The organism is Sphingomonas sp. CFBP9019, assembly GCF_034045155.1.
In the GTDB taxonomy this organism is placed as follows: domain Bacteria; phylum Pseudomonadota; class Alphaproteobacteria; order Sphingomonadales; family Sphingomonadaceae; genus Sphingomonas; species Sphingomonas aerolata.
The window spans coordinates 23,603-47,231 of record NZ_JAXCWK010000008.1; the positions used below are offsets into that span (position 1 = coordinate 23,603).

The following is a 23,629-nucleotide window of genomic DNA, read 5'->3' on the forward strand; positions in this document are numbered from 1 at the left end:
GTACGATCCGGTTTGTGGTTTCATGCAGTAAAGGGGAAGAAGTGCATGAGTGACGATCACGAACCGGACGCCGCAGCGGAGGCGTTTGAAGGTGTCCGCGGTGAGCTTGCGCTGTTGCGCCGCGCCGTCGAGCGGCTGTCCGCGGAGCGCGCCGAGGTGCCGGAGATACCCGATTACAGCGAGACGCTGGGGAAAATGGCGAAGGCGCTCAACGCGACCATGCAAAATGTCGGCGTGCTGGCGAAAACGGCCGAGGACAATGTCGCGCCGCGCTATGTCGCCGACCGGATCGTCGCGGCTGGCGGCCATGCCCGCGACGAGGATCGGCGCATGATCGCGACCGCCGGTGAGAAGATGGACAAGGCGACGACCGCTTTGCACGGTATCGGCGGTTCTGCCCGCCGTGCGGACGAGCAGCGCCGTACCTTGTGGCAGGTCGGTGCGGGAGCGTGCCTGGGCGGGGCGCTGCTATGGACGATCGTGCCGGGGATCATCGCGCGCGAGCTCCCGGGGAAGTGGCAGGTGCCCGAGTGGATGGCAGCGCGCACGCTTGACCTACCGAAATGGGAAGCCGGGCAGCGCCTCATGCGAGCTGCTGGGCCGGATGCTTTCGCCAACATCGCGGCAGCCGATCGGATCATCACCGCAAATCGCAAGGCTGTGCAAGCCTGCTACAAGATAGCTGTGAGGACTAAGAAGACGGTGCGCTGTACCATCGAGATCAGTCGGGATGACGTGGCGGCAAGAAGTGCGATCGTCAGCTCCACGGATTGAAGTGCCCAAGCGGTGCAAGCCGATCATTCCACCGGACAGCAGCGATGCGCTATGCGGAAGGGGCAAGTGCTTCGATGATCCGGCAGTCGGCGACGGTGTTGCGGCTACAGGAATCTATTAGCGCGTCGAGTTCACCAGCAAGCGCGGTGAGGTCTGCAATTTTGCGTCTAATCGCGTCGCGGTGTTGGTTGGCAACGACATCGACGGCGATGCAGGACTGATCGCGCCGATCGGCAAGCCCCATAAGCTCGCGCACCTGATCGATTGAAAAGCCAAGATCACGCGCGCGACGGATGAAGGACAGGCGGCGTAGATGCGCGCCCTCATAGGTCCGATAGTTCCCCGCCGATCGCTCAGGAGCCGGCAGCAAGCCAATCTGCTCATAGTAGCGGATCGTCTCGACTTTCGTGCCGGTCGCACCAGCCAGTTTTCCGATCGTCAGTTTCTCAGACACAGCGCTTGACCCTCTAGCGACTAGAGGGTGCATATAGGCTGTCAGATCGATTCTATCGAGGTGGCGAATATGGCCTGCACAAGCTGCGCGTCCGACAAGGCGGACACTCTCAACGACCCTAAGTGGCGGCGCGCGCTATGGATTGCGCTCGCCATCAATGGCGGCATGTTCGTTATCGAGATCGTTGCCGGCATCACGGGTGGATCGAAGGCGCTGCAAGCCGACGCGCTCGACTTTTTTGGGGATACTGCGAACTACGCAATCAGCCTTGGCGTTGCCGGAATGGCGATAGCCTGGCGCGCACGCGCTGCGATGTTGAAGGGGGCGACGCTTGCTTTGCTAGGCGTCTATGTCTTGTTCGCGGCGGGATGGGGGGCGCTCCACGAAGCAACGCCCCATGCCGAAATTATGGGCGTGGTCGGCATCGCCGCGTTGATCGCGAACCTTGTAGTCGCGGTCATGCTGTACCGCTTTCGAAGCGGTGATGCGAACATGCGGTCAGTGTGGATTTGCTCGCGTAACGACGCGATTGGCAACATCGCCGTCGTACTGGCCGCAGGCGGAGTGTTCGGCCTCAACAGCGCGTGGCCTGATCTCGCCGTCGCCACCTTGATGGCTGTGTTGGGAATATCGGGCGGTGTTCAGATCATGCGGCAGGCACGCGCCGAAATGCGTAGCGAGCCCTCACCCGCCCCCGCTACTTACCAGCAGTCGTTACATGGCAGTCGGTAAGCTGCTAAGGCGCGGGCCGATGCACCGCCTCTCCGCCCTGTTCCTCAGTTTCATGCTCGTGCTTATGCTCGGGCTTGGATCAGTCGCGCATGCGACCGAAGGCGTGACGTGCGTTGATACCACAGCGGTCAGCTCCCTCGATCATTGCGACGGCGATGCCGACCAAGTGCCGGCAGACGCCGACAAGGCTTATCCTCACCATCATGGTGGTTGCCACGGCCATCATGTCGGCGTGCCGATCGCGTCCGATTCAACCGGACCAGCCAGCAGCGTTCGTATGACTGCATCGATGTGGCGCAATGCGCCCAAGGCCCCGGTAGCGTCGGACCCAGCCCTACGTCCTCCCCAAGCCTGACCAACGCCTAATTCCGCCGGGAAAGCCCGTGCGGATGCCCAAGGTTCGTCAGGAGTCCGTTACCCATGCACCGTTTTATTGCGGCCTTATTGGCCGTGGCGTCGTGCGCGTCGATCGCACAGGCGCAGTCAGCCGATCCAACATCGACCAGTCCCCCGCTCACCCTTGAGCAGGCGCTTTCGCTTGCCGGAGCCAGCGCCCCCAGCCTTGAGGCTGCCACGGCTGGCGTCCGGGCAGCACAAGCAGGCCGCACGGTTGCCGGCTACCGCCCGAACCCGTCGATCGTCGCCGAGACCGAGAACATTGCCGGCAGCGGCCAATATCGCGGTCTTCGAAGCGCCGAGACAACGGCAGGTCTGGCACTACCGATCGAGTTGGGTGGCAAACGATCGGCACGGATCGCTGTCGCAGATGCGATTGGTAATCGAGCGAGGATAGGCACGGCGTTGGCCGAGGCTGATCTACGGCTTGCCATCACGCAGCTCTACATCGAGGCGACCGCAGCGGAACGCCGACTGGTGACCGCGCGCGAGCAGGCCGGTATCGCCCGCGAAGCATCGCGCGCAGCCGGCGTCCGCGTTCAAGCGGGGCGAGCATCACCGCTCGAACAACAGCGCGCCGATGTATTGCGGATCAACGTGGAGACGGCTGTGGAGCGCGCAGAGCGGCTTGCCGAGGTCGCGCGGAGCAATCTTGCCCGACGGATCGGCCAACCCCTCACGGGACCGTTGGACTTGGTGTGGTTCGGCCGTGTCGAGGGCTTTGGTCCAGCGCGGCCGATCGAGACCGCCGGGACGCTGGCATTGGCGGCGACACGCGCGGACGTGACAACGGCAGAGGCACAGGTGCGGCTTGCTAGGTCGCAGCGCATTCCCGACGTGACACTCAGCGCCAGCGCACGACGGCTTGAGGCTACGAACGACGTGGCAGCGGTGTTCGGGCTGTCGATCCCGTTCCCACTGTTCAACAACGGCAAGGCGGCAGTGGCGCAGGCGCGGGCGCAGACTGATCAGGCGCAGGCGCTACGTCGCGCGGCCGAGCTGGATACCGCGCAGGATATCGCAAGCGCACAGGCGAACGTCGCGAATGCCGCGACGACCGCTCGCAACGCCAGCGGGCCGGCATTGGCGTCGGCAAGCGAAGCCGCTCGGATCGCCCGGATCGGCTACCGGGAGGGCAAGTTCGGTCAGCTCGATTTGCTCGATGCCGAACGTACCCTGTCCGAAACACGAACCGCCGCGATCGATGCGCTCGCCACCTATCACGACGCCAAGGCACGCCTCGAACGGCTCGTTGCCGCAGCGCCCTCGCCCGAGGAAACCAATCAATGACGAAGACCATCATGCGGGCGCTCGCGCCTGTGACCCTGGCTATCCTCCTTGCCGGATGCGGCGGGGGTGGCAGCAGCGAGGCCGGTGAGAAAGCCGGAGCCGAGAAGGCGGAAGGTGCCGAGGCCGGCGAAGCCAAGAAGGGCCCAAAGGATATTGTTACCCTGTCCGCCCAGCAGATCGCGGATGCCGGGATAGAGGTTACGCGTCCTACCGTGGGCGGCGTGGCCGGAGCGATCGAGCTGTCGGCAACGATCGAGGGCGATCCTCAAGGTGTGCAGGTTGTGTCCACCTCCGTAGGCGGTCGGCTCGTTTCCCTCACCCGCAATCTCGGGCAGTCAGTCAGCCGGGGCGACCCACTGGCTATCATCGAAAGCCGGGAAGCGGCATCACTGAAAGCGGAGGTAGAGGCCGCGCGCGCGCGTTCCGCGCTCGCCCAATCCAACCTTCGCCGCGAACAGCGGCTGTTCGCCGAACGCGTTTCGCCAGAGCAGGATCTGGTCGCGGCGCGGACGGCCGCGACAGAAGCCAGCATTGCCCTTCGCCTGGCACAGCAGCAGTTGTCGGCGACGGGTAGCGGGGGCGGTGCGCTTAACCGCATCGCGGTTCGCTCGCCGATCGCCGGCCAGGTCATCGCGCGATCGGCCACCCTCGGGCAGGCAGTCGCGGCCGATGCAGAGCTGTTCCGTGTCGCCAATCTGTCGAAGGTCACTGTCACCACCTCCCTCGTCCCCACCGATGCCGGTCGGGTGAAACCCGGCGTGCGTGTCGAAGTGACGGCACCGGGGCGGCGTCAGGAGGGGCGCGTCACGTTCGTGTCCCCCATTCTGGATGAGACGACCCGATTGGTGCCGGTGATCGCCACCCTCGACAACGCCGGCAGCACATGGCGCGTCGGCGAGACGGTCAACGTATCGATCCTCGTTCCTGCGACCGGGGACCGCACCGTCGCCGTGCCATCGGCCGCAGTGCAGATGATCGAGGACAAGTCGTTCGTGTTCGTCCGCACCGCGACAGGTTTCCGGGCAATCCCGGTGACGCTTGGCCGCACCAATGGCGGGCAGGTCACTGTAACGGCAGGCCTTACCGGCTCGGAGCGCATCGCTTCCACCAACAGCTTCACGCTCAAGGCCGAACTCGGCAAGGGCGCGGGCGGGGATGAGGACTGAGCCATGATCGGTCGCATCGTCACCCTATCCGTCGAGAAGCGCTGGCTCGTCCTGCTTCTCACCATCGCGGCTGCATTGCTCGGAATTGGCGCGCTGCGTCAGCTTCCGATCGACGCCGTACCCGACATCACCAACAACCAGGTGCAGATCAACGTCGTTGCTCCTGCCCTCTCTCCCGATCAGATCGAGAAGCAGGTTGCGTTCACGGTCGAAACCGCGCTCGCTGGCATTCCCGGCCTTGATTATACTCGATCGCTAAGCCGCAATGGCTTTGCCCAGATCACAGCGGTGTTCACCGAGAAGACCGATATCTACTTTGCGCGGGCGCAGGTCGCGGAACGCCTGCGAACCGCTGAGGAAGACCTTCCCGAAGGTGTGAACCCCGAGATGGGGCCGATCGCCACGGGCCTTGGCGATATCTTCATGTGGACGGTCGAATATCGCGAGCTGGATCAGGTCCATCACCGCAACGGCGAACCCGGCCTGCAACGCGATGCCAGCTATATCACCCCCGAGGGGGATCACCTCGTCAGTGACGCCGACAAGGCGACCTACCTGCGCACTGTGCAGGATTGGATCGTCACGCCGCAGCTAAAAAGCACGGCCGGGCTTGCCGGCGTCGACTCCCTTGGTGGCTACACCAAGGAATATCTCGTCGTTCCAGACGTACAGCGCATGGCAGCGATGCGGCTAACGCTTCAGGATCTAACGACCGCCCTTCAGCGCAGCAATACCAGCGCGGGCGCGGGCGTGGTCAACCGCAACGGCGAAGGGCTGGCGGTTCGATCGGATGGGCGTGTCCGCAACGCCGACGAGCTGGCCCGTACCGTCGTTGCCACCCGCGAGAGCGTTCCGATCCTGCTCAACCAGATTGCGACCGTTCGCACCGGACAAGGGCTGCGCATGGGATCGGCGTCGGAAAACGGCCATGAGGTTGTCGTCGGGACCGCGGTCATGCGGATCGGGGAAAATAGCCGCACGGTATCGACTGGCGTTGCCGAACGGCTGACGCAGATCGGCCGCTCGTTGCCGGTCGATGTGGTTGTGAAGCCGGTGATGAACCGGACCGAGCTTGTGAACTCCACAATTTCGACGGTTGCCCGCAACCTTGCCGAAGGTGCGGTGCTGGTGATCGTCGTCCTGTTTGCGCTGCTTGGCAATTTCCGTGCGGCGCTGATCGCGGCCTGCGTCATTCCGATTACGATGCTGCTGACCAGCATCGGCATGTTGGAGGCGGGCGTTTCGGCCAATCTGATGAGCCTTGGTGCGCTCGACTTTGGTCTGATCGTGGATGGCGCGGTCATTATCGTGGAGAACGCATTACGGCGTTTGGGCGAGGCGCAGCATGGTCGCGATGACGTGCTGACGATCGAGCAACGTCTCGGGATTGTCGCGGCATCGGCGCGCGAGATGATCCGCCCATCGGTGTACGGGCAGGCTATTATCATCTTGGTCTATGCGCCGTTGCTCACCTTCACGGGTGTCGAAGGCAAGATGTTCGAGCCGATGGCGCTCACCGTCATCATTGCTTTGGTGTTCGCCTTCATCCTGTCGCTGACCTTCATACCGGCAGCGATTGCGATCTGGCTCAGCAAGCGGGTCGAGGAGAAGGAAAGCCGCGTCGTCACGTTCCTCCGGCAGCGCTATGAGCCGGGACTTGATGCGGCGATGCGCCGGCCCACCCTTACCATCGGCGTTGCGATCGGTGCGCTGGCGCTTGCCGGGGCAGCTTTCACGACATTGGGGCAAGAGTTCTTGCCGCAGCTCGATGAGGGCAACATTCTCGTGCAGGCAGTTCGCATCCCCGGCACATCGGTCGATCAGAGCCAGACAATGCAATTCCAGGTGGAAAAGGCACTCGCCAAGGCCCCTGAGGTCCGTTTCGCCTTCTCCCGCACCGGCACGTCCGAAATCGCATCGGACCCAATGCCGCCTAACGCGACTGACACGTTTGTCATCTTGAAGCCGAAGAAGGAGTGGCCCGACCCCGGCCTGTCCAAGGAAGAGCTGGTGGAGCGGCTGGAAAAGCGCCTCTCCACCCTGCCGGGCAACGCCTATGAGATCACCCAGCCAATCCAGATGCGATTCAACGAGCTGATTGCAGGCGTGCGCGGCGATATCGCGATCAAGGTCTTTGGCGATGACTTTGGCGAGATGAACGCGACCGCAGATCGGATCGCCGGCATCCTTCGAAAGACGCGGGGTGCAGCAGACGTGCGGGTCGAACAAACCGAAGGTTTGCCGATGCTCGATATCCGGCCGAACCGTACCGCCATGTCCCGCGTCGGGGTAACGGCCGGTGACGTGCAGGACACGGTTGCCGCAGCCATTGGCGGCCGACAGGCTGGCGTGATCTTTGAAGGCGATCGTCGCTTCCCCGTCGTGATCCGGATGGCAGAAAGCTCACGATCCGATTTGACGGCGGTTGCTCAGGTGCCGGTGCCGACCGGCAGTGGCGGCTTCGTACCGCTATCGACTGTGGCGGATATCGCCGTGGTCGATGGTCCCAACCAGATCAGTCGCGAGAACGGCAAGCGGCGTGTCGTGGTGCAGGCCAACGTGCGCGATCGAGACGTGGCGGGTGTCGTGGCTGATGCCCGGTCAGCCATCGACGCTCAGGTGAAATTGCCGCCCGGCACGTATCTCGAATGGGGCGGTCAGTTCGAGAACCTGGCATCTGCCCGCGATCGGCTCAGCGTTGTGGTGCCGATCTGCTTCGTGGTCATCATGTTCCTGCTCTACGGCGCGCTTGGTTCCGTCAGGGATGCGTTGATCGTGTTTACCGGCGTTCCGCTGGCGTTGGTCGGAGGCATCCTTGCGCTGGTGCTAAGAGGCATGCCGTTCTCCATTTCAGCGGCAGTCGGCTTCATCGCGCTATCGGGTGTCGCGGTTCTCAACGGGCTGGTCATGGTGTCGTCCATCCATGATCTGATGCGGCAAGGCATGGATCGTGCGGTAGCGGCGCATCAAGGCGCTCTGGCGCGGCTCCGGCCGGTTGCGATGACGGCGCTCGTCGCATCGCTTGGCTTTGTGCCGATGGCACTTGGTCATGGTGCTGGAGCCGAGGTGCAAAAGCCGCTGGCGACCGTCGTCATTGGTGGCCTGATATCCGCAACCTTGCTCACCTTGTTCGTGCTGCCGACGCTCTACGCTCGTTTCGGACGGCGCGAGCTGCCAGCCCCATCAGGGGGACACATCGAACTGCCGCCTTTGAATCATGACAGCGTGAGGGCTTAAGCTATGCAGGCCGTTGCCTTCACGCTCATTCCCGTCGTCGCCGTACTGATCGGCTCGCTATTCGCGGTATCGAGACGGCCAAGTGATGCCTTCGTAAGCGCTATGCAGCACTTGGCGGCAGGCGTCGTGTTCGCCGCAGCGGCAGCCGAGATCTTGCCCCAGGTGATGCACGAAGGTTCACCGATCGCGACATTCACAGGCGGCGCGCTTGGCATTCTCGTGATGCTGTCGCTCAAAGCTCTTGAGGGTCGCGCCAGTGGCCCGATCGCTATGTTGGGCGCGGTCGCAGTGGATATCCTGATCGACGGGCTTGTTCTCGGGTTGGCGTTCGTCGCTGGCGGGAAGGCCGGCGTGTTGCTGACGATCGCGTTGACGTTGGAGGTGCTGTTTCTCGGACTGACCGTGACGACCGAGTTGGGCGAGACGATCAAGTCCAAGGCGCGGATCATCGCGATTACGATGGGGATCGCCTTGTTGCTGCCGATCGGTGCGGCGATAGCGACTCCCGTTGCGACGTTTCCGCCCGTCGTGATCGCCGGGTTTCTCAGTTTCGGTCTGATGGCGCTGCTCTACCTCGTGACGGAAGAGCTGTTGGTTGAGGCACACGAGAAGCCGGACACTCCGCTTATCAGCGCGATGTTTTTCATCGGGTTTTTGGGCCTGCTCCTGATCGAGGAGGTATTGGGCTGACCGCTCGACGTGGAACGTCTTGGACCGATAATGATGACGCCGAGCTTCGTCGGCGTATCGAGGCCAAGCAGACTCTGGCGGTAATCGCGCGCGAGATGGGACGAACGATGGATGCGGTTCGGGGGAGAGCCTCAACCCTGAAGGTAACTCTCCGCTCGTCGCAGCGACCGTGGCGGGACGGCGTGCCGCGCCGAGTAGACGTAGACTAGAAAAATAGGGGCGGTTGCCCGCCCCTATCCAGCTTCAGCCGTGCTTCATGCCGCCCTTAGCATGATCGCAGCAGTCCGCGGCCTTGGCTTTTGCGCCATCCTTGCAGCAGTCCGCACCGTCCTTGCAGCACGCCATGTCGGCGCAGCAATTGGCGACAGCGGCGAATGCGCCAGTCGACAGAGTGAGGGCGAAGGCAGCGCTGATGAGCTTAAACTTGGTCATGATATTCTCCGAAACTTACGTGTGATGATGTTCAATTTCACACGGTTTGCGGAGGGGGTGTGGCCGGAGCGTATGCCACGCCTAAAAGGCCCGTCTGTGGAGCTGGCCATGGCGATAGACGGGAGGACGGAACCAGCTCGATATGTTCGACGGTTTCGCCGGCAACTGCAACGCACGGTATAGCGCAAGCCGACGCAGGCGCCTTTTTGATGGGAGCGCCTGCTGATTTGCTGGCGCAGTCCATCATCGCGGACGCAGCCGGAGGCGCGGCCATCGCCATCGTCTCGCAGAGCGGGCCAAGCCGGACCAGCAACATCACGGCCAGGACGAAAAACGCCATGGAATGCAATATCTTGGACAGTGGGCGAGCCCGGCGTTTCATTGGATGCATCTAGAAGCACACTCAGTGATGCACAATGTCGCAGGAGCGGTTTGCCACACTAAGCGGACTTTACTGGCCTTTCCGATACGTTGGTGAGGTTGCGATGCTCGAAAGGTCCGTGGCGCTATCGATCGGCATACCTGCCTCCTTTCGCTCGGAATAGCGATCGACAAGCTGCGTGGTGTGCGGGCGTAGCAGGACCGTGAAGCGCACCAGCTCCTCCATCACATCCACGATCCGATCGTAATAACTGGACGGCTTCATCCGACCGGCGTCGTCAAACTCCGCAAACGCCTTGGCTACGCTGGATTGGTTGGGGATCGTCACCATTCGCATCCAACGGCCGAGGACGCGCAGGGTGTTCACGCTGTTGAACGACTGCGATCCCGCCGACACCTGCATGACGGCAAGCGTGCGGCCTTGCGTTGGGCGCATGCCGCCCATCGACAGCGGCAGGTGATCGACTTGCAGCTTCATGATGCCAGTAATCTGGCCATGCCGCTCGGGGCTGCACCACACATGCCCCTCCGACCACATCGACAGTTCGCGCAGCTCGTGAACGGCCGGGTGGTCGTCCCCCGTCACCTGATCGGGCAACGGCAACGTCGAAGGATCGAAGATCCGCGTTTCGCAGCCGAAGAATTGCAGCAGGCGAGCAGCTTCCTCGACGCATAGCCGCGAAAAGGATCGCTCCCGCAGGGAGCCGTAGAGCAACAGTATGCGCGGAGGTGGATCACCAGCGCCCAGCCCAAGGGCAGGACGATCGAGCGCATAGCGCCGATCAAGCGCGGGCAGATTATCAGGATCGGAGAGAGTGCGGAGCGGCATCAGGCGGTCCTTGGGCCAAGCAGAATGATACAGGTGCCGATCAGGCAAAGTGCAGCTCCACCCGCGTCCCAGCGATCGGGCCTTACCCCTTCGACAGCCCAGAGCCAGATCAGCGATGCGCAGATGTAGACGCCGCCATAGGCAGCATAGGCCCTCCCCGCTGCGTCGCTATCCACGCGTGTCAGTAGCCAGGCGAACAGCATAAGTGAGACCACGCCCGGAGCCAGCCACAGAGGCGATTTGTCCAGCCGCAACCATGCCCAAAAGGCAAAGCACCCTGCGATTTCCGCAAGCGACGCGGCAAGATAGACGAGTGCCGTCATACCATGCTGATCCTGATCGCGAGTGCCGCGAGCGTTACCAGCAGCACCGGGATCGTTAGTGTCGCACCAACCTTGAAGTAATAGCCCCAGCCAATCCGGATGCCCTTTTGCCCGAGGACGTGCAGCCAGAGCAGCGTCGCGAGCGAGCCAATCGGTGTGATTTTCGGGCCAAGGTCGCACCCGATCACGTTGGCGTAAATCATGGCTTCCTTGATCGCGCCCGTGGCGTGCGTCGCGTCGATCGACAGCGCACCCACCAGAACGGTCGGCATGTTGTTCATCACCGACGACAGCAGCGCGGCAATGATCCCGGTGCCGAACGCCGCACCCCAAACGCCGCCTTGCGCGGTGCGATCGAGCAGGCCGGCAAGATGGTCGGTCAGTCCGGCATTCCGCAGGCCATAGACGACCAGGTACATGCCGAGCGAGAAGATCACGACCTGCCACGGCGCGCCGGCCAGCACCTTGCGCGTCTGGATGACATGGCCGCGCGCGGCGATGACCAGCAAGAGCACGGCACCGGCAGCAGCGACGGCGCTGACCGGCACGCCGATAGGTTCGAGCAAGAAGAAGCCGGCGAGCAGCAGGGCGAGGACGACCCAGCCCGCCTTGAATGTGGCATGGTCACGGATCGCATCAGCGGGCGCGCGGAGCTGCGCCACATCGTAGCTGGCGGGTATGTCGCGCCGGAAGAACAGCAGCAGCACGACCAGCGTCGCGGCGATCGACGCCAGATCGACCGGCACCATCACCGAGGCATAATCGGCAAAGCCGATCCGGAAGAAGTCGGCCGACACGATGTTGACGAGGTTGGAGACGATCAGCGGCAGGCTTGCGGTATCGGCAATGAACCCCGCCGCCATGACGAACGCCAGCGTCGCCTTGTCCTTGTATCCCAGGGCCCTCAGCATCGCGATGACGATCGGCGTCAGGATCAGCGCGGCGCCGTCATTGGCGAACAGCGCCGACACCGCCGCCCCGAGCAGGACGATCAGCACGAACAGCCGACGACCATGCCCCCCGCCCCAGCGCGCAACGTGGAGCGCCGCCCATTCGAAGAACCCGGCTTCATCGAGCAACAGGCTGACGATGATGATCGCGACGAACGTCGCGGTCGCGTTCCAGACGATGCCCCACACCACCGGCACGTCAGAGAGCGAAACGACCCCGACGAGTAGCGCGACGGCCGCGCCGCCTAGCGCGCTCCAGCCGATGCCCAGGCCCTTGGGCTGCCAGATGACGAGCGCGATCGTGACGACGAAGATAGCGAACGCGAGCAGCATCAGGCGATGCGCTGGCCCGAAGCATCCACAACCTGTTCGCCGTCTTCCTTGGCAAACGCGCCCTGTTGGGCATCAGGCAGCAGATCGAGGACCGCTTCGGACGGTCGGCACAGCTTCACGCCGAGCGGCGAGACGACCAGCGGCCGGTTAATGAGGACCGGATGCGCCATCATCGCGTCCACCAGCGTGTCGTCTGACAGCGCATCGTCACCAAGGCCCAGCTCCGCATAGGGCGTCCCCTTCTCGCGTAGCAGATCGCGGGGCGTGATCCCGGCGCGGTCGATCAGCTCGACCAGCAACACGCGCGAGGGTGGGGTTTTCAGATATTCGATGACGTGCGGCTCGATGCCAGCATTGCGGATCATCGCCAGCGTGTTGCGCGACGTGCCGCACTCGGGGTTGTGATAGATCACGATATCGACGGCCACGGGGCGTCCTTTCAGCAGCAGGGGGTGAGTTCGGCCAGGAGCGGCGCACACAGTTCAGGCGAGCCGGCACAGCAATCCTTGACGAGGAACAGCGTTAGCGCGCGCAGCCCGTCTAGATCGGCACGGTAAATAATCGACCGGCTATGCCGTTCCGAGCGCACGATGCCGGCGCGCGCGAGAATGCCGAGGTGCGCGGACATGGTGTTCTGCGGCACGTCGAGCTGACGGGCAATTTCACCCGCCGCCATGCCGTCCGGTTCGTGGCGAACCAGCAGGCGAAACACGTCGAGGCGTGTGCCTTGCGCGAGCGCACCAAGCGCAATGATAGCCGAATCGTTATCCATGCATCCGGCATAGCGGATATGTTAAGTTATGAAAGCTCTCACGATCTTCAAACCACTATCGATTCCGACAACGCCCTGCACCGACATGAAAGCGGCAGGCGTAAAGACCATGCCGGCCACGACATGTCGGGCATGAAAAGTAAATGGGAGGGAGGCGTCCGCGCCTCCCTCTTTTAATGGCGGGCGAACACCTTGCGTCCGGTTGGTCCGAACGCGATCACCTCATAGGGCTGTGCGTTCATGCCCGGCATTTCCATGCCAGGTGATCCCACCGGCATACCCGGCACGGCAAGCCCGTTTACGCCTTTGGGATGCTGGGCAAGCACCCGTTTCATGTCGGCAATCGGTACATGGCCCTCAAATGCCATACCGTCGACTACCGCGGTGTGACATGAACTGAGGTCGGCGGGGACACCCATCTTGCGCTGAAGCACATCGCGGTGAGCGTCATCGATGATCTGCACGTTGCGCCCGAACTGCTGACGGACCTGCTTGGCCCACTGCTCGCAACAGCCGCACCCTGGATCGCGGTGCATGGCAATGCTGTTCGCCGCTAAGGCCACAGCCGGGGTCATCATCGCTGCGGCGACGATCGCACTCCGGATCGTAAACTTCATTGCTAAACTCCTTTGGTGAAGCCCCGCCCGGGGGCGGGGTTCCTGCCAGCGGCCTTATTGGGCGCGCTTGCCATGCGACTTGAGCCAGCCCTGAAGCTCGGCGATGTCCTTTTCCTGCTTCGTAATGGTCATCTGCGCCATCCGCTTCGTGTCGGCATCCTTCGCGTCCCGAAGCGCCACGCGCGACATGGTAACGGCTCCACGATGATGTTCGATCATCTTGCGGGTCCACATCTCCGATGCGTCTCCCTGCTTCGCGGCCATCATCTTCTGATGCATGTCCATCTCGGATGCGGCGTAAGGATTGCCCGGATCATTCATCATCTTGGAATGATCCATTCCCTGCATCTGGCTATGATCCATGCCCGCCATACTGCTCTGTGCGGCAAGCGGACTGGCGGCGAGCGCTGCGGCTAACATGCCGATCGTGGTAATGGTCTTCATAGTCGTTCTCCCGAGGTATCCCCCACCTAGAGAGAGTTACGCGGCAACGTCGTGCACCCCTTGGACTTTTCTTTGCCTGCGGCGCGGCCAGCGCATGTAGAGCAGCACCACGCCTGCCACCGCAAGGGCTAGCCCCCCAGCTGCAAATGCCATCATCCAAGGGGTGTTGAAGTTCTCATGGTTTTTCCAGTCCATGATGTGGAGGCCCCAGAAAAAATCATAGAGCCGCCACGTACCCGTTCGGACACCGACAATCCTACCGTTCTCCGGTGACACGAACACGCGCGTCGTCTCGGCGTCCTCGAACTCCACACGCCAGACCGGCAGTTTGCCACGAAACTCCGTGCTCGCTGTTCGAGCAAACATGACGGACGCAACAGGGACACCGGGGCCGCGATATGCCGCGCGTGCAACTCGTAGCGCAAAGGGCGCATCGATACGCTGCATCGGCAAACCGGTCCGGGCGTCGTGCATCCGGACCGTGCCGTTAGCCATCGTCAACTCGGCGACGGGTTGTCCGAACAAGGTCGTGTAGCGCAGTTCGCGCACCGGGCCGGGGGCAGCGCCCAACACCGATGCCGGGGAAGCAAACTCCTGAGCCGGATCGATCGTCGCCGTGTTCTCGCGTGCAACGAGGTGTTCTCCTCGTACCCGCTCGATCGGCAGGATGCTCATCAACAAGCCGCTGGAGAACCAGAGCAGTAGCTGCACCCCGATAATCAGTGCCAGCCAGCGATGAAGCTTGCTGGCACCGACATGAAGGCGGAGCCTGCCGCTCCTCAGAACCAGGTCCTCACGCCGGCAACGAAGCTGAAGCCGCCCGTGTCATCACCGCGTGCTCTCGTGAAGCGTGCCGTGTCGCCGAATTGCCTTTCCCACGACACGCCGATGTAGGGCGCAAACTCACGCGACTTTTCGTAGCGCAGCCTGAGCCCGAGTTCGAGGTCCGTAAGCCCCGATCCGATGCCGTCCTGGCGCACGTCTTGGGCTGCAAAGTTGGCTTCCACGCGAGGCTGAAGGACGAAGAATTGTGTCACTCGCTCGTCGTACCATGCCTCGGCTCGGCCAAGCACGTCGCCCTTGTCAGAAAGGAACAGTGCCCCCTCGACGTCGAACCAATAGGGCGCAAGCCCCTCGATCCCGACCGTCGCGTAGGTGCGAGAAGGGTTCGGCTTGAAGTCGTAGCGGACGCCCGCCTGAAGGTTCCAATAGGGATCGAGCGCACGGCTGTAGAGCGCCTGCACCTCGGCCGCTTCGAGCGGTTTGCCAAATGTGCCCTCGCCTTCGCTCTTCAGGGTGAGACGGTTGATGTCTCCCCCGATCCAAGCCTCGCCATCCCATCGATAGCCGTCCCCGCCTTTGCGCGCCTGATACTCGGCAAGGTTGAAGAGCACTTGGTAGTAGGTCATTCCGCCATGCTCGCGGCGCAGGTCGCGGTTGGCATCGCTCATGGCTGCCTCGCCGTAATAGCGAGACGCTGCCAGCACCGGAGATGGTGCAGGCGCGGGCGCATTGCCCGGCTTCAGGTCTGTACCGACAGGCACGGTCGCCATTCCCGGCATTGAAGACATGTCATGCTGCGTTGGCTGGCCGGGTGCCATATCCATGCCGGGCATCGCCGACATATCATGGCCGGTGTGCTCGCCTGTTGCGGTAGCCGGAGCAGGGTTCATGCCTGACATTTGGGACATGTCGTGGCCGGCGTGCGGATCGGCCGCGTTCGCACCGCTCATGTCCATGCCGGGCATCGTGTGTTCGGCATGTGGATCGGCTGCAGGCTTGGAGGGACGCTTTGCCGGGACCTTCCTAGTCGCTGCCTTCTTGGCAGGGGCCCGCTTTGTGGCCGGTCTCGATCTAGCGGTCGGTTTTTTCGCCGGCATTTTCATGCCCGGCATGCTCATGCCCGGCATCATTGAATGGTCCATCGTCTGCGCCGTGGCAGGTGCCGTGGCGACCAGCGCGCCGATCCCGGCGAGAAGCAGCGCCTTCATGCCGCCTCTCCCTTCGCCGAACGGACCTGGACGACCTGCATCATGCCCGCGTGCATGTGGTAGAGCATGTGGCAGTGGAATGCCCAATCGCCCTCGTTGGCGGTCACGTCCCAACTGACCTTGCCCCCCGGTTGGACCATGACGGTATGCTTTCTCGGGCTGTACGCGCCGTGCCCCGTCACCAATTCGAAGAAGTGGCCGTGCAAGTGGATCGGGTGGCCCATCATCGTGTCGTTGACCAGCGTGACGCGGACGCGCTCGCCAGCAAGAAATGGGATCGGTGCCTTCACCTCGGACAGCTTTTCACCGTCGAGCGCCCACATGTAGCGTTCCATGTTGCCGGTAAGGTGGATCTGCACCTCGCGCGACGGCGCGCGCAGATCGGGATTGCGATCGACCGCGACCAGATCGCGGTAATTCAGCACACGATGCCCGACATTCTCCAGACCCTGACCGGGGTCGCCGGTACGATCCATCGGCATCGGCGAGATGGTCTGGACACCCGGCCCCTTCTTCACGCCCGGCGCTTTCGAAAAGTCGCGCATGTTCATGTCCATGCCCGCCATGCCGCCCATTGCCATACCACCTGCGGCGTCGGGCGCACCTGCCATGCCTGGCATCGTAGCACCCGACTGCATCGCGCCGTGATCCATCCCGGCCATTCCGCCCGCGCCGGCACCGGCAGCACCGTGGTCCATCTGCGCGTGGTCCATCGCAGCGGCGGGCTTTTCAGCCGTGGCCATTGATCCGTGATCCATTCCAGGCATGCCACTATGGTCCATGCCCTGCATCGAACCGCCGCCCGACATATCCATGTTCATGTCCATCCCCATGTCCTTCATGGTGGCGACAGGGCGCTTGCGAAGTGGAGGGACTTCAGCGGCCATGCCTTCGCGGGGGCTTAGCGTTGCGCGCGCCATGCCGGACCTGTCCACGCTCTCACCGACCAGCGTGTAGGCGCGCTCGTCCGATGGAGTGACGATCACGTCGTAGGTCTCGGCCACGCCGATCTGGAACTCGTCGACCTCAACGGGACGGACGTTGAGGCCGTCCGCCTGGACAACGCTCAGCTTCAACCCCGGAATCCGGACGTTGAAGGTCGTCATCGCGGACGCATTGATGACACGCAGCCGCACCCGCTCGCCCGGCCTGAACAGCCCCGTCCAATTGTCCTGCGGCCCATGCCCGTTGACGAGATAGGTGTAGTTTGAACCCGTCACGTCGGCGACGTCGGTCGGGTCCATCCGCATCTTGCCCCAATCGAGGCGATCCTTGAGCGGCTGGTCCTCGCCCTTGAGCAGGCCGGCGAGCGTCTGCTGCTGCCGGTTGAAATAGCCCGACTGCTTCTTGAGCTTCATGAAGATGCGATGCGGGTGGAGCTGGCTGTGGTCGGACAGCACGATAACGTGCTCGCGATCCGACTGGATCGGGTCAACGCCCTTGGGGTCGATCACGATGGGGCCGTAGAGCCCCATCTGCTCCTGCAACCCGGAATGGCTGTGATACCAATAGGTGCCGGCCTGCACGATCGGGAACTCGTAGGTGAAGGTCGTGCGCTTATCGATGCCGGGGAAGGCAACGCCCGGCACGCCGTCCATCTGGAACGGCACGATCAGGCCGTGCCAGTGCAACGAGGTCTGCTCATCAAGACCGTTCTCGACATGCAGCCGCACGGTCTGACCTTCCCGCAGCCGGATCAGCGGTGCGGGCACAGTGCCGTTAATGCCGATGGCGTGGCTCTGCCGTCCGTCGATCATCATCATCTGGTGCGCGACCCGGAGCCGGATTTCATCACCCGATACAGTAGGCAGCGGCTTCACAATACCAGCGGAAACAGGCTGCGCCCATGCCGGCATATATGCCGACAGCGCAACACCGCCTCCTGCAAGAGTGGCACCGCGCAGCAATTGGCGGCGGTCTAGAACGCGCGACATGGTAGCTCCTTGGGATTGAGCCGCTGCCGGCCCGTCTCACCTCTTACGCGTCCCGTGCGCCTACCCCTTGGTTCTCTTTCAAATTTTCGGCGAGGCGCGCGCGAGCCCGATATAGCCTGGTTTCGACCGCCTTCTGGCTGATCCCCAATACATCGGCCGTTTCCGCCTGGCTCAAACCCTCGATCGTGCGGAGCACCAACGGTTCTTTGAGATTCATCGGCAAGGTCGCGATGGCGCGCGTCACTTTGGCAAGTTCCTGCCGATCGGCTGCTGCGTCATCGATTGCTACCTGATCGTCCGCGATCGTCTCGGCCTGTTCGTCGAGCGGTGCGGCAAAGGAGAAAAACCGACGGACCGCGCGCTTCCTTGCCCAATCCCGGCATTTGTTGACGGCGATCGTAGAAAGCCATGCTTTCATCGCCCGCTGTGTATCGTAGCGCGGCATCGCCTGATGCGCCGCGACAAACGTCTCTTGAACCAAATCGAGCGCTTCGTCGGCCTCGCCGACAAAGGCGCGCGCGAGCCGGAATATAGGCTGACGATAGCGACGCATGATTTCGGAGAATGCCGCTTGTCGGCCAGCGATGCTGAGCGTCGCCAGTTCGCCGTCGGACAGGGTGGTCCAATCGAGGCTCACCCCTGGTCGTCGGTGAGCGCCTTCACCACCGCAGCATCGAATTGGGGGGTCTGATCCGGGCGCAAAAGCTGCCGCATGGCGAAGATATGCGCCAACGTTGCCTTCTGTAACTCGCCCATCGCCGCATGACTCTGATCGACCGCGGCGGTCACCTTGGGGCCGTTGCCATGCTCGGTCTCAATGGCCTCGGCTAGCCGTGCATTGTCCGCGCGCATTTCCAATTCCAGCGCGTGGCGTTGCACCGCGAACCGGTCCTCTAGGCTTTTCAGCCGGGCCTGCTGATTGCCATCAAGCGCCAGCTTATGGTGCAGGACCTCGTGCAAGGCGGTGCCCGGTTGCTTAGGCTGGGGCAGCAACACGCGCGCAAGAAATACGCCTGCGATAGCCGCGAGGAAGGCCAGTACAACGCAGACGATAAGCCGCTTGGTCGATGTCATGGCTCACCAATCAGCAAGACCGATGGCGCCAGTGGTGATGCGCCCCCGAGCGGCGAAAGCGACACCGCAGGGCTGGCGGTCGCCGGAAGTTCCGCGCCAACCATGCCGATCGCGAGCGCTGCGACCATCACGCCCCCGACGCCCAATCCGGTCAACCGTGCGACGGGCTGCGCACCGATGCGTGCGAACACCTGCGCTTCGATCCCGTCCAGCGATGCCGGCACGGGTGCGCCCGCGAGCCTCGCCAATGTTCTGTCTAGATCGTCCATGCTGTCCACTCCGCGCCTCTACCACTTGTTACGCAGCGATGCCCATCACCCCTCGACTTCCGTCATGAGGGGCGAGCGGCCGGGCCGCGTAGAACAGGCACGAACCTGATCGGAGTATTCCCATGCGTCGCGTCTTCCTTCCTACCGCTGTCGTCCTTCTCGGCCTTGCCGGAGCCGCCCAGGCCCATCCCAAACTCGTATCCGCATCCCCGGCACCGAATGCGATGGTCGCGAAGCCCGCCAATGTCACACTGCGCTTCAGCGAGAAGCTGATGCCCAAGTTTTCCGGTGCGGATCTGATGATGACCGGGCATGGCGGCATGACGCACGCACCAATGAAAGTCGTCGGGACCGCAACTGTCGGCTCGGACGGTCGCACCCTCGTCGTCACGCCCAAGTCGCCGCTCGGCGCGGGTAGCTATAAGCTTGCCTGGCATGTGGTCTCGACCGACACACACCGCATCACCGGAAACTACGCCTTCACGGTGAAGTAAGGTGGAAGCCGACTGGCCGCTGATCGCGGTTCGCTTCGCGCTTTACGTGACGCTGAGCGGGCTGTTCGGCCTCTCGGCATTCGGCCTCTACGGGTTGAAGGTCGGTGAGCGCGGCAACGCGCTTGCCTTCCGCCCTTGGCTGTTCGGGACCGGGCTTCTCGCCCTGCTATTCTCCGGCATAGCGGTCGCGCTGCTCGCAGCCGCGATGGCAGGTGCACCTCCGTGGCCGATCGATCGGGAAGCAGTCGGAATGCTGCTCTCTGACTCCGCAACGGGCACGGCATGGAAAGTACGCATGATCGCGCTCTTGGTGGCGTCTATCGCTGCCCTAATAGCGGCGCGGCGCACGATGCCGCTTGGCTTGGTCGCCATCTTTTCCGGCGTCGCTCTCGCAACGCTCGCCTGGACGGGGCACGGGGCGATGGACGAAGGCGCGACCGGGTGGGTGCATCTGGCGGCCGATATCCTCCATCTCCTGAGCGCTGGTGCGTGGGTGGGAGCGCTGCTCGGGCTTGGGCTGCTGGTGACACGACCAGCGCGGCGCACCGATGCCGCCCACCTCGCACTGACCTATCGAGCGCTGCACGGGTTCGGTCTGACCGGCACGATTGTCGTCGGTACGATCGTCATCACCGGCCTCATCAACGCTTGGCTGTTGGTTGGCCTTGGCAATCTCCCGACCCTCGGCACGACGGTCTACGGCAGGCTCTTGATCGCCAAGCTTGTGCTGTTGGGTGGGATGCTCGGACTCGCTTCCCTTAACCGCTTCCGCTTTACACCGGCATTCGAACGATCGGTGTCAGCAGGCGATTATAAAGGCGCGCTGCGAACCTTGCGAACAAGTCTTGCAGTCGAGGCTTCGTGCGTGGTCGCGATCCTCGTGCTGGTAGGTTGGCTCGGCACGCTCGAACCCCCTGCGTCGGCCATGTAGCTATTGGTTTGAGGGCAATCGAGCTTTGCGACGTAATTTAATTAGGTGCCGTGAGTCGTTGGAAGGGGGGCTTGACCCTGACACGGTGTCAGACCCTACATGCTCTCGGGTTGAAGGAGTTTTTCTATGAACGACCCTGATTTCCACGCCCATTTGGCCGGGGGCTGCGGGTGCTCGAACAAGCAAGCTGATAAAGCTGCTGCGATCGAGCGCGAGGCGGGCGCGTCCTGCTGCTCGTCCTCCAAATCTCCGGCTGTTCCACAAGCTGCCAAGGAAGGATGCTGCTCAGGGAAAGCGGGCGGAGAACCTTCTGCCACAGTGACCGACCCGGTATGCGGCATGACCGTTGATCTGGCAAAAACAGCGCACCATGCCGAGCATGCCGGGCACGAGTATCATTTCTGTAGTGCAGGGTGTCGAACCAAGTTCGTCGCTGACCCTGATGCCTACCTTGGGGCCAAGCCAAAGCCCGAGCCGGTGGCAACCCCGGGAGCGATGTGGACGTGCCCCATGCACCCTGAGATTCGTCGGGAAGGGCCGGGAACGTGCCCCATTTGCGGCATGGCCCTCGAACCGGAAGAGCCGTCGCTCGATGACGGTCCCAATCCAGAACTAGTCGATTTCACCCGGCGTTTGTGGGTAGCAGGAGCGCTCACCGTTCCGCTGCTCATTGTTTCGATGTTCGCCGAGATGTTTGGGCTCCATGTTGTTAGCCCTACCGCTTCGCCTTGGGTCCAACTCGCACTCACTGCGCCAATTGTGCTGTGGGCGGGATGGCCGTTTTTCGAGCGGGGGTGGATGTCGCTTCGCACCCGCCATCTGAATATGTTCACGCTGATCGCGATCGGCGTCGGTGCGGCATTCCTCTACAGCCTGGTCGCAACACTCGCGCCCAGCATCTTCCCTGCGACGTTCCGGATGCACGGGGGCATGGTCCCAGTCTATTACGAAGCTGCCGGCGTCGTCGTGACACTGGTGTTGCTCGGACAGGTTCTCGAATTGCGCGCCAGAGCGGCGACTGGCCGCGCGATACGCGCCCTCATGGACCTCGCTCCCAAGACAGCGCGACGGTTGCGGTCTGACGGGTCAGAGGAAGAAGTCAGCCTTGCCGACGTGGCAACCGGAGATCGGTTGCGGGTCCGCCCCGGCGATGCGATCCCGGTCGATGGCGTGGTGGTCGAGGGTCGCTCCTCGGTCGATGAATCCATGCTCACCGGCGAGCCGGCCCCCGTCCTCAAGGAAGTCGATGCCGCAGTCACGGGGGGGACGGTGAACGGCACGGGCAGCCTCGTTATGGAAGCCGGCGCGGTCGGTTCGGACACGATGCTGGCGCGCATCGTCCGCATGGTCGCGGAAGCGCAGCGCAGCCGTGCCCCGATCCAGGCGGTCGCCGACCGGGTATCGGGCTGGTTCGTACCTTTGGTCGTGCTGATCTCGGTCGCGACCTTCGTGGTGTGGTCGCTGGTCGGTCCCGAGCCACGCATGGGTCACGCCCTTCTTAATGCGATCGCCGTGCTGGTGATCGCCTGCCCGTGCGCGCTCGGGCTCGCGACCCCTATGTCGATTATGGTTGGCACCGGCCGCGGCGCGCAGGCCGGCGTGCTCGTCAAGAATGCCGAAAGCCTACAGGCACTCGATAAGGTCGATACGCTGGTCATCGACAAGACGGGCACGCTAACGGAAGGCAAGCCGTCGCTGGTCGCGATCGAGGCAACCGGCACCGTTGGAGAGAACGACATGCTCGCGCTCGCTGCGGCTGTCGAAGGACAGTCCGAACACCCGCTAGCCCACGCGATCGTCGTCGCCGCCAAGGAACGCGGATTGCAACTCGCCACGGTCGCAGACTTCGCTTCGCAGACCGGCATGGGTGTCAGTGCCACGGTTGGCGGCCGATCGGTGGTGATCGGCAATGCCGCACAAATGAGCCGGGTCGGTGCCGATCCCCAGTCACTCGACGCTTCGGCCGATCGCCATCGGAGCGAGGGAGCCGGCGTCATCCTGATCGCGATCGACGGCGCACTCGCGGGCTTGCTCGCGGTTGCTGACCCGGTGCGCCCTTCGGCGCGCGACGCCATCGCGGCTCTTCGCAAGGAAGGTCTGCGCGTTATCATGCTGACGGGCGACAATCGCGGGACGGCCGATGCGGTTGCGCGCGCCGTGGGCGGCCTGGACGATGTACGCGCCGATCTGCGACCGGAAGATAAGGCGCGGATCATCGGCGAATTGAAAGCTGATGGTGCCAAGGTTGCAATGGCCGGCGACGGTATCAACGACGCCCCGGCGCTGGCCGCTGCCGACGTTGGGCTCGCGATGGGGACGGGAACCGACGTAGCGATAGAAAGCGCGGGCATGACGCTCACACGCGGCGATCTTTCGGCGATCGTGCGCGCGCGCAAGCTCGCCCGTGCGACGATGCGGAACATTCGGCAGAACCTGTTCTTCTCATTCCTGTTCAACGGGGTCGGCGTGCCCGTCGCGGCCGGCGTGCTCTACCCCGTTGCCGGCATCCTTCTGTCACCAATGCTGGCTGGCGCTGCGATGGCCCTCTCTTCCTTCACCGTCGTGCTCAACGCGCTGCGTCTGAACACGGTGAAACTATGAACATCGGGGCGGCGTCGGAGGCCAGCGGCGTCTCGCAACGCATGATCCGCCACTACGAGAAGATCGACCTTGTGCCCGCACCGCTCCGGCGCGGGAGCTACCGGGATTATTCGGAAGTGGACATTCATCGGCTGCGGTTCATCGCCAACGCGCGAGACCTTGGGTTTCCAATCGAGGAGATCCGCACGCTACTCGGCTTGTGGTCGGATCGGGATCGGTCGAGCGCCGAAGTTAAGGCGCTGGCGAAAGCGCGCGCTGCCGAGCTGGGCCGCAAGGCGCGCGCGTTGAAAGCTATGCAATTGGCGCTGATCGACTTGGTTGAGCGCTGTCACGGCGATGATCGCCCGGAGTGCCCAATTATCGAAAGCCTCGCTGAATAATCCGATCGAGCGCGGCGCTTAGCGTGCCGCGCTCTACCGCCTGTGGGCGTTCGCAAGCGGTTCTAGTGTTCTCCCTTCTCGTGTGAAAACGGCTTTTGGGAAAGATCTATCGTTCCCAAAAGACCATCGTTTTCG

General features: G+C 63.1%; 25 protein-coding genes. 10 read left to right on the forward strand and 15 right to left on the reverse strand.

Annotated elements, in window-relative coordinates; all coding sequences use genetic code 11:
• Positions 1-45: 45 nt before the first annotated feature.
• On the forward strand, positions 46-774 hold the full coding sequence (locus SOM18_RS18455; protein ID WP_192143182.1) for a DUF6118 family protein: 729 nt from the start codon (positions 46-48) through the stop codon (positions 772-774).
• Between the two features lie 49 nt (positions 775-823).
• Here the strand turns inward: SOM18_RS18455 and SOM18_RS18460 are convergent, their stop codons facing one another.
• Complete coding sequence (locus SOM18_RS18460; RefSeq protein ID WP_056677700.1) at positions 824-1,261, reverse strand: MerR family transcriptional regulator; 438 nt, start codon at positions 1,259-1,261, stop codon at positions 824-826.
• Between the two features lie 36 nt (positions 1,262-1,297).
• Between SOM18_RS18460 and SOM18_RS18465 the strand changes: the two genes are divergently transcribed.
• The 5 genes from SOM18_RS18465 (at position 1,298) to SOM18_RS18485 (ending at position 8,739) form a co-directional block, all read left to right on the forward strand.
• Positions 1,298-1,960, forward strand: coding sequence for a cation transporter (locus tag SOM18_RS18465; protein WP_055843156.1), 663 nt, complete (start codon positions 1,298-1,300; stop codon positions 1,958-1,960).
• Between the two features lie 420 nt (positions 1,961-2,380).
• A complete protein-coding gene (locus tag SOM18_RS18470; protein ID WP_055843158.1) occupies positions 2,381-3,646 on the forward strand; it encodes a TolC family protein in 1,266 nt (421 codons plus the stop codon).
• On the forward strand, positions 3,643-4,812 hold the full coding sequence (locus SOM18_RS18475) for an efflux RND transporter periplasmic adaptor subunit (protein ID WP_031393019.1): 1,170 nt from the start codon (positions 3,643-3,645) through the stop codon (positions 4,810-4,812). Before SOM18_RS18470 ends, SOM18_RS18475 begins: the two co-directional genes overlap by 4 nt.
• 3 nt (positions 4,813-4,815) lie before the next feature.
• On the forward strand, positions 4,816-8,049 hold the full coding sequence (locus SOM18_RS18480; protein ID WP_055843160.1) for an efflux RND transporter permease subunit: 3,234 nt from the start codon (positions 4,816-4,818) through the stop codon (positions 8,047-8,049).
• A 3-nt stretch (positions 8,050-8,052) separates the two neighbouring features.
• Positions 8,053-8,739 (forward strand): ZIP family metal transporter, encoded by a 687-nt coding sequence (locus SOM18_RS18485; protein ID WP_031393017.1) that lies wholly within the window; start codon positions 8,053-8,055, stop codon positions 8,737-8,739.
• Positions 8,740-8,982: 243 nt separating this feature from the next.
• Here the strand turns inward: SOM18_RS18485 and SOM18_RS18490 are convergent, their stop codons facing one another.
• The 14 genes from SOM18_RS18490 to SOM18_RS18555 all read right to left on the reverse strand — a co-directional run bounded on the left by SOM18_RS18490 (position 8,983) and on the right by SOM18_RS18555 (position 19,088).
• Positions 8,983-9,171 carry a hypothetical protein gene (locus SOM18_RS18490; protein WP_041394287.1) on the reverse strand — a complete coding sequence of 63 codons (189 nt, stop codon included), beginning with the start codon at positions 9,169-9,171 and terminating at the stop codon, positions 8,983-8,985.
• Positions 9,172-9,622: 451 nt separating this feature from the next.
• Positions 9,623-10,381: an arsenical resistance protein ArsH gene (arsH, locus tag SOM18_RS18495; protein WP_031393242.1), complete on the reverse strand. Its 759-nt coding sequence runs from the start codon at positions 10,379-10,381 to the stop codon at positions 9,623-9,625.
• Positions 10,381-10,704 (reverse strand): YnfA family protein, encoded by a 324-nt coding sequence (locus tag SOM18_RS18500; protein WP_031393241.1) that lies wholly within the window; start codon positions 10,702-10,704, stop codon positions 10,381-10,383. Before SOM18_RS18500 ends, arsH begins: the two co-directional genes overlap by 1 nt.
• Positions 10,701-11,987, reverse strand: a complete 1,287-nt coding sequence (locus SOM18_RS18505) for an arsenic transporter (protein ID WP_055843162.1) — start codon at positions 11,985-11,987, stop codon at positions 10,701-10,703. Before SOM18_RS18505 ends, SOM18_RS18500 begins: the two co-directional genes overlap by 4 nt.
• On the reverse strand, positions 11,987-12,415 hold the full coding sequence (gene arsC / locus SOM18_RS18510) for an arsenate reductase (glutaredoxin) (RefSeq protein WP_082445493.1): 429 nt from the start codon (positions 12,413-12,415) through the stop codon (positions 11,987-11,989). The genes SOM18_RS18505 and arsC overlap by 1 nt, the downstream gene beginning before the upstream one ends.
• 11 nt (positions 12,416-12,426) lie before the next feature.
• Complete coding sequence (locus tag SOM18_RS18515; RefSeq protein ID WP_055763316.1) at positions 12,427-12,759, reverse strand: ArsR/SmtB family transcription factor; 333 nt, start codon at positions 12,757-12,759, stop codon at positions 12,427-12,429.
• Between the two features lie 173 nt (positions 12,760-12,932).
• On the reverse strand, positions 12,933-13,376 hold the full coding sequence (locus SOM18_RS18520) for a DUF411 domain-containing protein (protein ID WP_055763320.1): 444 nt from the start codon (positions 13,374-13,376) through the stop codon (positions 12,933-12,935).
• 54 nt (positions 13,377-13,430) lie between these two features.
• Complete coding sequence (locus SOM18_RS18525; protein ID WP_235516307.1) at positions 13,431-13,820, reverse strand: DUF305 domain-containing protein; 390 nt, start codon at positions 13,818-13,820, stop codon at positions 13,431-13,433.
• A 36-nt stretch (positions 13,821-13,856) separates the two neighbouring features.
• On the reverse strand, positions 13,857-14,609 hold the full coding sequence (locus SOM18_RS18530; RefSeq protein WP_055763323.1) for a PepSY domain-containing protein: 753 nt from the start codon (positions 14,607-14,609) through the stop codon (positions 13,857-13,859).
• Positions 14,600-15,811 carry a copper resistance protein B gene (locus SOM18_RS18535; protein ID WP_055763326.1) on the reverse strand — a complete coding sequence of 404 codons (1,212 nt, stop codon included), beginning with the start codon at positions 15,809-15,811 and terminating at the stop codon, positions 14,600-14,602. The genes SOM18_RS18530 and SOM18_RS18535 overlap by 10 nt, the downstream gene beginning before the upstream one ends.
• A complete protein-coding gene (locus SOM18_RS18540; protein ID WP_056405756.1) occupies positions 15,808-17,745 on the reverse strand; it encodes a copper resistance system multicopper oxidase in 1,938 nt (645 codons plus the stop codon). The genes SOM18_RS18535 and SOM18_RS18540 overlap by 4 nt, the downstream gene beginning before the upstream one ends.
• Before the next feature lie 43 nt (positions 17,746-17,788).
• A complete protein-coding gene (locus tag SOM18_RS18545; protein ID WP_055763333.1) occupies positions 17,789-18,382 on the reverse strand; it encodes an RNA polymerase sigma factor in 594 nt (197 codons plus the stop codon).
• Positions 18,379-18,819 (reverse strand): periplasmic heavy metal sensor, encoded by a 441-nt coding sequence (locus tag SOM18_RS18550; protein ID WP_055763336.1) that lies wholly within the window; start codon positions 18,817-18,819, stop codon positions 18,379-18,381. The genes SOM18_RS18545 and SOM18_RS18550 overlap by 4 nt, the downstream gene beginning before the upstream one ends.
• Complete coding sequence (locus tag SOM18_RS18555) at positions 18,816-19,088, reverse strand: hypothetical protein (RefSeq protein ID WP_055763369.1); 273 nt, start codon at positions 19,086-19,088, stop codon at positions 18,816-18,818. Before SOM18_RS18555 ends, SOM18_RS18550 begins: the two co-directional genes overlap by 4 nt.
• 122 nt (positions 19,089-19,210) lie before the next feature.
• Here SOM18_RS18555 and copC point away from each other — a divergent pair, with 122 nt between their 5' ends.
• From copC to SOM18_RS18575, 4 genes are all read left to right on the forward strand, one after another.
• Positions 19,211-19,582: a copper homeostasis periplasmic binding protein CopC gene (gene copC, locus SOM18_RS18560; protein WP_055763339.1), complete on the forward strand. Its 372-nt coding sequence runs from the start codon at positions 19,211-19,213 to the stop codon at positions 19,580-19,582.
• 1 nt (position 19,583) lies between these two features.
• The gene (copD, locus tag SOM18_RS18565; RefSeq protein ID WP_055763342.1) at positions 19,584-20,513 is read left to right on the forward strand and encodes a copper homeostasis membrane protein CopD; all 930 of its coding nucleotides are present in this window, start codon (positions 19,584-19,586) and stop codon (positions 20,511-20,513) included.
• Positions 20,514-20,639: 126 nt separating this feature from the next.
• Positions 20,640-23,114: a heavy metal translocating P-type ATPase gene (locus SOM18_RS18570; RefSeq protein ID WP_082445487.1), complete on the forward strand. Its 2,475-nt coding sequence runs from the start codon at positions 20,640-20,642 to the stop codon at positions 23,112-23,114.
• Positions 23,111-23,494 (forward strand): MerR family DNA-binding protein, encoded by a 384-nt coding sequence (locus SOM18_RS18575; RefSeq protein ID WP_055763348.1) that lies wholly within the window; start codon positions 23,111-23,113, stop codon positions 23,492-23,494. The genes SOM18_RS18570 and SOM18_RS18575 overlap by 4 nt, the downstream gene beginning before the upstream one ends.
• Positions 23,495-23,629: the final 135 nt, after the last annotated feature.